This is a genomic window from Flammeovirga aprica JL-4, assembly GCF_012844305.1.
Taxonomy (GTDB): domain Bacteria; phylum Bacteroidota; class Bacteroidia; order Cytophagales; family Flammeovirgaceae; genus Flammeovirga; species Flammeovirga aprica.
Genome location: NZ_JABANE010000384.1, coordinates 1 through 629 on the forward strand (window position 1 = coordinate 1; position 629 = coordinate 629).

1 protein-coding gene is annotated in these 629 nt (G+C 31.8%); it reads left to right on the forward strand.

Annotation, left to right across the window (positions count from 1 at the left end; translation table 11 throughout):
- A partial coding sequence (locus tag HHU12_RS34500; protein ID WP_394353232.1) for a leucine-rich repeat domain-containing protein occupies window positions 1-629 on the forward strand: 629 nt, incomplete at both ends.

The window sequence follows — 629 nt, forward strand, 5'->3', positions numbered from 1 at the left end:
ATTAAGGAAATACCCTCTTTTATTACAAAATGTCATAAACTAAACATATTAGATATATCCTCTACGGAAGTAAGCCAACTTCCTGAAGGTATTGAAAATTTACCAATAACAGGTTTATATCTAGAAGAAAGTAAAGTAGAAGGTTTCCCCTCGATCCTTTATAACTTTGACTCTCTACTTTATTTACATTTAAATCCTATTGAAGAGTTACCTTCTGATATTGGAACCTTTCAAATTAAGTATCTAAAAGTTTCATTAAAAAGTTTTAAATACTTAGATACAATAAAAAGTTTAAAAGGATTAACACTTAACAATAGTACTGGAAAACATTTACCTGAAGGATTGGGCAATCTTCCTTTGTTAGATGATTTAAACCTTAGGTATTGTAAAAACCTTTTTAAATTACCCTCATCTATGGGCAATATCAAGAGATTATGGGGACTTGATTTGACCGGCTGTTCTAGACTTACAGGGTTACCTTCTTCTCTTAATCAAGTACCAATAGGAATATTGAAACTTGATGAATGCAATAACATACGATCTGTGCCTAAAGGTTTACAAGTTGGAAGTATTTGGGCTAGGGATGTGACATGGAAAAGTATGCCTGTAGGAATTTTTGATAGTGAAGC